The sequence below is a fragment of the Mesorhizobium sp. M0983 genome (genome assembly GCF_040318975.1).
Taxonomy (GTDB): Bacteria; Pseudomonadota; Alphaproteobacteria; order Rhizobiales; family Rhizobiaceae; genus Mesorhizobium.
Genome location: NZ_JAMYNH010000039.1, coordinates 22,788 through 30,032 on the forward strand (window position 1 = coordinate 22,788; position 7,245 = coordinate 30,032).

The 7,245-nt window shown below is 59.7% G+C and carries 6 protein-coding genes and 2 pseudogenes; 4 read left to right on the forward strand and 4 right to left on the reverse strand.

Annotation, left to right across the window (positions count from 1 at the left end; all coding sequences use genetic code 11):
• Nucleotides 1-22 precede the first annotated feature (22 nt).
• The 3 genes and pseudogenes from NKH71_RS31960 to NKH71_RS31970 form a co-directional block, all read left to right on the forward strand.
• Complete coding sequence (locus tag NKH71_RS31960) at nucleotides 23-589, forward strand: Arc family DNA-binding protein (protein WP_352896181.1); 567 nt, start codon at nucleotides 23-25, stop codon at nucleotides 587-589.
• Nucleotides 590-1,843: a tyrosine-type recombinase/integrase gene (locus NKH71_RS31965; RefSeq protein WP_352896184.1), complete on the forward strand. Its 1,254-nt coding sequence runs from the start codon at nucleotides 590-592 to the stop codon at nucleotides 1,841-1,843.
• Nucleotides 1,844-2,965: 1,122 nt separating this feature from the next.
• Nucleotides 2,966-3,259 (forward strand): annotated as a pseudogene (locus tag NKH71_RS31970) (DUF3363 domain-containing protein); the annotation flags it as partial.
• A 12-nt stretch (nucleotides 3,260-3,271) separates the two neighbouring features.
• Here the strand turns inward: NKH71_RS31970 and NKH71_RS31975 are convergent.
• Nucleotides 3,272-4,186 (reverse strand): LysR family transcriptional regulator, encoded by a 915-nt coding sequence (locus tag NKH71_RS31975; protein ID WP_023722340.1) that lies wholly within the window; start codon nucleotides 4,184-4,186, stop codon nucleotides 3,272-3,274.
• 206 nt (nucleotides 4,187-4,392) lie between these two features.
• Here NKH71_RS31975 and NKH71_RS31980 point away from each other — a divergent pair, with 206 nt between their 5' ends.
• Nucleotides 4,393-5,028: a carboxymuconolactone decarboxylase family protein gene (locus NKH71_RS31980; RefSeq protein WP_352896187.1), complete on the forward strand. Its 636-nt coding sequence runs from the start codon at nucleotides 4,393-4,395 to the stop codon at nucleotides 5,026-5,028.
• Between the two features lie 307 nt (nucleotides 5,029-5,335).
• Here the strand turns inward: NKH71_RS31980 and NKH71_RS31985 are convergent, their stop codons facing one another.
• From NKH71_RS31985 to NKH71_RS31995, 3 genes and pseudogenes are all read right to left on the reverse strand, one after another.
• Nucleotides 5,336-5,773 (reverse strand): hypothetical protein, encoded by a 438-nt coding sequence (locus NKH71_RS31985; RefSeq protein WP_352791660.1) that lies wholly within the window; start codon nucleotides 5,771-5,773, stop codon nucleotides 5,336-5,338.
• Nucleotides 5,774-6,076: 303 nt separating this feature from the next.
• Nucleotides 6,077-6,201, reverse strand: a pseudogene (locus tag NKH71_RS31990) (IS6 family transposase); the annotation flags it as partial.
• Between the two features lie 669 nt (nucleotides 6,202-6,870).
• The coding region (locus NKH71_RS31995) for a protein-L-isoaspartate O-methyltransferase family protein (RefSeq protein WP_352896190.1) at nucleotides 6,871-7,245 on the reverse strand (375 nt) is incomplete at its 5' end.

Sequence of the window (7,245 nt, forward strand, 5' to 3'; positions counted from 1 at the left end):
GAACAGTTGGGGGTGAGTTTCTATGGCAAATGAGAGTGGACGGGCTGGCCGTGGCTCAGACCAGTTCCCATTGCGATTACCGCCGGGTATGCGCGATCAAATCAAGCGGGCAGCTGAAGACAGCGGCAGGTCAATGAACTCTGAGATTTTGGACGTTCTTCGAGATGCGTTCCCCGAGGAGCCGAGTTTAGAGGATCTCGTGGACGCACTCGATTACTCGATTGCAATGATCCGCGACATTCAAGCCAACTCGCCATCAGGGGATGTGGCGCGCAGCAACAAGTTTATGACGATCCTCGGCCGCATGGAGGCGACTAACTCTGACCTTTGGAAGACCGTCCGTGATAATCGGCAGTCGCCAGTGGTGGTACTGCGAAGTGACGTACTGGACGGAATGGCCGCGCTCCAGGCAGAATTCGACCTGCCCAGCGTAGTAATCGACAGCCTAACCAGCGATCTAATCCAAATGAGTCTCGATCGCATTGCCAGTGGTGAAGAGAGGCTGAAGGTTTGGATTGGTGAGGGAGACGCGCGGAGGATGGTCGAGATCGAGAGACCGTCACGCGCGAAAAGCGCTGGGGAAGAATAAGTGTCGATCCGCAAGCGAACATGGACCACAGCGAAGGGCGAGAAGAAAACATCGTGGGTGGTTGACTATGTCGACGGCAAGGGCACCCGCCGGCTGAAGACCTTCGCGAAGAAAAAGGATGCTGACCAGTTTGCCGCGACCGCCAAGGTCGAGGTCCGTGAAGGCGTTCACGTTGCCGACAGCGCCAGCGTCACGGTTAAAGCTGCAGGTGAATTCTGGATCGCAACAGCAACCTCGGCCGGGCTAGAGCGTGGCACAATAGTTCAGTACCGTCAGCATCTCGCCAGACATATTACGCCAGCGATCGGCGAGACACTTCTATCCAAGCTCACGGTGCCGACAGTGCGATCTTTCGAGGATCAACTGCGCGCCGGCGGCGTCTCTTCCTCAATGGTTCGGAAGATCCTTACCAGTTTGGGCTCGCTCCTCGCCGACGCCCAAGAACGCGGGCTGGTGGTTCGCAACCCTGTTCGGGAGAAGAGTCGCGCTAGGCAGAAGGGCAAGGACAGACGGCAGGAGCGGCGGCACAGAGGCAAGCTGAAAGTAGGCGTCGATATTCCTGCACGAGATGAGATCAAAGCGATCGTTGGAGCCTTGGTGGGCCGCTGGCGGCCTATCCTGCTCACAGCGATCTTCACCGGCCTGCGAGCATCCGAGTTACGCGGGTTGCGATGGTCGGACGTCGATGTCGATCGAGCGGAGATTTACGTCCGCCAGCGCGCCGACCGCTTCAACGATATCGGCAGGCCGAAGTCGGAAGCCAGCGAGCGAACCGTCCCGATGCCGCCGCTGGTGGCAAATACGCTGCGCGAATGGCGCCTCGCCTGCCCTCGCCCGCGTACCGGCGAGAAGGACGCCGCCGGCGCTTGGCTGATCGAGGAGATGCGGCCCGAGCAACTCGCCTTTCCGAACGGCCAAGGAAAGGTCGAATCGCTGTCAAACATCATGCAGCGCGGTTTCCTGCCGGCAGAAGTCGCTGCTGGCGTGGCGATCGAAACTGGCGAGAAGGACAGTGCGGGTAAGAGCGTCGTGCGGCCCAAATACACCGGCCTACATTCGCTTCGGCATTTCTACGCCTCATGGTGCATCAATCGGAGGAAAGATGGCGGCCTGGGGTTACCACCGAAAATGGTGCAGGAGCGGCTTGGTCACAGCTCTATAACGCTGACGATGGACACCTATGGCCACTTGTTCCCGCGGGACGATGACGCCGCAGAATTAGCCGCCGCGGAAAGCCTATTGCTAGGCCCATGAATTGCATCCCCTACCGCAGCAGCTACGCACTCTCCGCTGGCGTCGCCTTCGAAACGGCATTTACCCTAGTCCGGCAAGACATCGTCGACATGGCCGATCGCGATCTCGCGAAGTCAGTCGACATTCATGGTGGATTGAATGCTGCGGCAAGATCGCTTGGCGGGAAGACGGGCGATTCCTGGCCACAGGTCGGTATCTGTTCGACTTCGAAAATTGGGAACGTGAATTTCTGAGCGACCCGAACGCGACATAGACGCGACATGACGTCCGCTTAACTTGCGCTTAAAGGATTTCAGGAAGTTTCCTAATCTGTAGGTCACAGGTTCGATTCCTGTCGGGATCACCAAGTTTTTCAAGCACTTAGCCAACAAGCCGCCGTACTTTTTGGTAAATTAGTACGGCAATTAGTACGGCAAATTTCGCATGAACTTCGGCTTCAGCTGCTCAATCCAACCGAGTTGTGGATTTCCATGATTCTGGAATTGAGTAGATTGCTGGGACGGGCGGCCACCGATGTCGCTTCAGGTGGCGATTTGAGGTGGGGTCTGTCGAGACGCAATGCCGCGCCTCGGCAGGCATTGATTTTACGATGTTTTTTCTAGTCCAGGAGCCCACAGCGATTTGTATCACAGTTTGTATCTCAGTCCGTATCGCACGAGGCTGACCTAGCCACCTGGTAGAATGGCACGTCTTACGAGGCCTGAGCCGTAATCAATGTTGTCGTGCCAGCGCTACATACGGTCCCTTGCACGTTTGGTCTGGAACGACAGCCATGGAGCCGAGAGCGGACTGGCAGCTCCTAGGTGTGGATCACGGAAAAGTTCGCATTCGACGATTAAGAGCTGGATGACTGCTACCGCCCCCCATTTCCGACATTGATGGATGGGACGCGCGTCCCATAAGCAGCCAACGTCAGTGCCGAGGCTGCAAGGTCAAAGGGTGGCTTTCAGTAGGCCGGCTGTGGCTGCCCTCGAAAAATGCGGTACTGCAAGAACGAAATTTGTTGCCGAGGAACTGATCTGCAGCGCCATACTCTCACAGGGTCCTCAGCTCCTCGTCGGCAATCGCGGCTTGGATCGATCGACAGATCTTTCAGCGAATCTACAAATTTGAAGGGGCGCTTACCGGCGCAACCTGATCGCCACGCTTCAGGAACGCGAGGTTGACCGTGCCGGTGGGGAACTGGCGGCGAAAAAGGCACTGCCGTTCCGAGCTGCCGCCGAGGGCGAAACCGTGACCGGCACCTTCACCGGGGCCGCGCAGCTATCCAGTGGCAAGTTCGCCATCGTCGAGAAGTCCCACGAGTTCACGCTTGTCCCGTGGCGGCCAGTCATCGACCGCCAGCTCGGCCGCGAGGTCAGTGGCATCGTGCAGGGCGGATCGGTGTCCTGGCAGTTGGGGCGGCAGCGGGGATTGGGGCTTTCGCCCTCAAACCCCTTGACCGACTTCACTGAGCACCCGTCGCAGCCATTGATGCCCTGGGTCGGCGTCGTGGCGCGCATGCCAAGTCTGCACCACTCGAAATGAAGGAATATCCAATGGCGGCGGAAAAAGTCGGAGCGGTAGCCGCCCTGCCAACGGTGCGAAGAGACGACGGGGTTCCGTTGCCACGAGCTCGGAGGCATCGACCAGCATCGGTGCCATCAAGAAGTGGCCGACCGTCACGACGACATTCCTCTTCAATCCTTTCTCGGTGAGCACAGCATCGACATAGCCGCTCGGATTGCCCTTCATCGAAACCTGAAGATGGCGCAGCGAGAGATAGCGGTCGAGGTCGAGACTATCGGCCAGATCGGTGTGATCGCCGCGGCCAGCGCAGATGAAGTCCTCTTCGTATAGCAGTTCTTCTCGCATATGGGTCGGCGGCTGGGGGAAGTTGCCGGCGATGAGTTCGACTGCGCCGTCGTCCAGCATCGGCAAACCGACGCTGCGGCTCGTGTTGCGGACCACCAGAGAAACGCCTGGTGCTTCGCGGCCGAGCCGTGCAGTCAGACGCGGTAGCAGCACGAAAGCGGCATAATCGGAGAGACCGACCACGAATTGCCGAGTGCTTTCGGTCGGATCGAACGAGCGCCCGCCGAGCAGGACGCCTTCAACCTGTTCGAGGATCGACCGAACACTCGGCGCAATGTCCTGCGCCAGTGGCGTCGGCGTCATGCCGCGCGGGGATCGGACAAACAGCGGGTCTCCGAACAGAGCCCGAAGGCGATTGAGCGAATGGCTGACCGCCGGCTGGGTCAGCCCAATCCGCTCGGCCGCGCGCGTGGCGTGCCCTTCGGCAACGAGGGCGTCGAAGACGACCAGCAGATTGAGATCGACGTTAGCGATATGAATCTTCTTCATCACGGCGATGCTAATAATGAATTGAATTTATCGCAATCGCCGATGCAAGGTCTGACCTGAAATAAAGCGGGGGCGGGCAGAGTTAGAGAACATGAGTGTCAGGTCCCACCACCGCAGCAACGGGAAGAGTAAGTTCTCGCCGACGCTTTATTGAGGCTGCCTTCATCGCAGCAAGTTCTTTCGCCATCAGTCGGAGCGGGCAAGCCATGGCCTCGGAAACTCATGAGGATCGATTTTCACGCGGCCTGGAGACGCTCCGCCGGATCGGCGGGGAGAATTTCGATGGACCGATCAATGCTCTGGCGGAGACCTCCGCCGATTTGTCGCGCTTCACCGTCGAATATCCCTATGGCGATGTGTTGTCCCGCCCGGGGCTGGATCTCCCGCTAAGGCAGCTCTGCACCGTCTCGATGCTGCTGGCCGACGGAAGCGCCCAGCCGCAATTGAAGTTTCATATCGCCGGCTTTCTCAATGCCGGCGGCACCCCCGAAGCGATCGTCGAACTGCTCTTCGTCTCGGTCGCGGTCCTGGGCTTCCCTGCAACCGTCAATGCCGTCGGCATCGTCCGGTCGGTATTCGCCGAACGCGAGCTGGCATTTCAGCCCATCAAGCCCGCGACGGGTTACGGAGCGGGACGCGGATGGGCCGGACGCGAGATGCTGGAGCGGCTCGTAGCGGGCGACGCGCAGGGCTATTTTGACCGCTTCGCCGGCATCGCGCCCGACCTCGCGCAGCTTTCGATCGATTTCGGGTTCGGGGAGGCGCTGGCTCGGGACGGCCTCGATCACAAGGCCAAGCTGCTCGCGATCACGATTTGGCTTTCCCGGTCCCGATCGACATAGGTCCGCGACCTTCGACCCACCATGAAGCATCGAATTTTCGACAGCGAATGTATAGCGCTTATCCGGCGCGCATGTCGCTCTGTTCGAGCCTTTGAACACCGGCGCTGACCACGGATGTGCTGGCAGCATTGGGATCTTTCCGGTTCGGATGGAAAAGATGCAGGAGGGGGCGTCGGCGTGCTCCTGCGGAAAGCCGCACCCCCTCATGCAAACGCAGCCTCCCCGCGTGGGGAGCGCTTGCCTGCGCTACGGCGGCGGCTTTCCATGCGAGCCGCTTCAAAAATGATGCTGCGAAACGGCTCCGGCTTTATCCGACGAACGCCTCACGCATCCGAGCGAACATGCCTGGCTGTCTCCCGGCAATCGCCGCACGGATGTGACGGGCGGCCGTTACGGCGCTCACCGTCGCGCCGAAATGACAATAGCAGATGATCTCATGCAATTGCCTGTCGGTCAGTTCGAAGAACCGCTTCGCTTCGCCGTAGTTGTCGTTTTCCAACCCGGCGGCGCGGAGGACAGTATCCTCGAAAGCGACTGAGATCGGCGAGCCGTCGCCGCGCATGGCCCCGCGTGATCTAACCGGCTGATACTCGGTCTGGTGTAGCGTCGAGAGTCGCCGGTCAGGGTTCCGTTCAAGGAGCTCCGCCCAGCGTTCAAGACGCTCGCTGCGCGACATGGCCTGGCGCGGGTAGGCCTGATCGATCTCGGCGACGATCTGCAGTTGCTCGATCGTCTGGTATTTCATTTTGGCCTCCTATTCGGACGATAGTTGGTCCACCCATATCCTTCTTATGCCTGCAGCCAGCGTGACTCCAACCGATCGTGAAGTCCAATCACGATGATGCTGGGAGGGCTTCCCCCCACGAAAATGCGGAGGCTTCGCAAAGATCGGCCATTAATTTGGCGAACGCGGTCAAATGCGCGGCTGTTCGACGATGTCGGTCTGGAGTCCGTGCCGATCGAGGTGATCGACGGGCAGAGTCTGTGCTGGAGTAGCCCGGCTCCATCGCTGGCCGGGCAGCGGGATCAAGCGAGTGGCAGTTTAGCTTCGAAACCGCCGAAGGCCGGGCTGATGCGAGTTCTCCGCCCGGTCGTTGGGCCCTTGTGGCTCCAGTGTACGACTTCCGGCATGACCTGGCGCCTGGCTACTCCGTAGGATCGCAGTTTGTCCGTGTCGAAACCATTATCGAAGTTACCCGGCCCGATGGCGGAGTGTTGCGGATTGCGCGATCCAAGGACCGGTCCGTCCAACAACCAACAAGTTGCGCGGAAGCCATCTCAAAAACGGTCCAGGCTGTGCGTCGTCAGGATGGTAGCCGAACCAGCGAAACAGCCAATCAGGTGTCCCTTCCTTCGACCTTTAGAGACTGAGCAGTCAGCTGCCGCCAAGCGAGAATGACGATCGCTCTCACTGCTGCGGCGCTGGTATCGGTGTGCCGCCAAACCAACCAGCCGCATACGCAATCACGACCAATACCACGATCACGGCTACCACGCCGTACCAGAGGCGCCTGTCCTTGAGATCCATCGTTACCTCCTGCCCGCTACGTGTTGGCCACTGGGCGAATTCCTTGAGCCTTTAGCCGTCATTTCCCAGATGAGCGACCCATTTGCCGTCTGGCAGGCACACAGTAGGCTGGATAAGGGGTCTTTGAGAAGCGCGCAATACGACCGCGCCGGCATGATCGCCAGCGGCTGCGACCGGCGGCGGCAGGCGTGCTCGACGAGTGGCGTTGCGGCATGGATGTCAAAAGATCGGCGATGCCATCCAGCGCCTGTGTGATCGATGCGGCGCGCGTTATCCTGATCTTCCAGCACGGCTCCGCGCAGCCGCACCCCTCATTAGACCGTTTCGAGACGGCTGAACCGAACCGGGATGAGTTTGCGAGTCTTCAGTTGCCCTGCCGCATCCTTGTCGATGACCGTCAGAAACTGTGCATTTTCAGATCCCAAAGGCAGAACCAAGCGTCCTCCCGGCTTGAGTTGCTTCAGTAAAGCCGGCGGTGTCCGCTCAGCCGCCACCGTGACCAGGACCTTGTCGAATGGGGCGTGCTCAGGCCAGCCGCGAGACCCGTCTCCGACACGAATGCCGACATTGGAGAAGCCGAGACCCTGCAGGAGAGCCTCGGCATGGCTTGCGAATTCCTCGATGATTTCGACGCTCCAAACTTGCCCGGCAAGGTCCGCGAGGATTGCGGTTTGGTAGCCTAGGCCGGT

Excerpts from the sequence above, each read along its gene's own strand:
- NKH71_RS31960 (WP_352896181.1), top strand. The coding sequence starts at position 23 with ATGGCAAATGAGAGTGGACGGGCTGGCCGTGGCTCAGACCAGTTCCCA.
- NKH71_RS31975 (WP_023722340.1), bottom strand. The coding sequence starts at position 4,186 with ATGAAGAAGATTCATATCGCTAACGTCGATCTCAATCTGCTGGTCGTC.
- NKH71_RS31980 (WP_352896187.1), top strand. The coding sequence starts at position 4,393 with ATGGCCTCGGAAACTCATGAGGATCGATTTTCACGCGGCCTGGAGACG.
- NKH71_RS31985 (WP_352791660.1), bottom strand. The coding sequence starts at position 5,773 with ATGAAATACCAGACGATCGAGCAACTGCAGATCGTCGCCGAGATCGAT.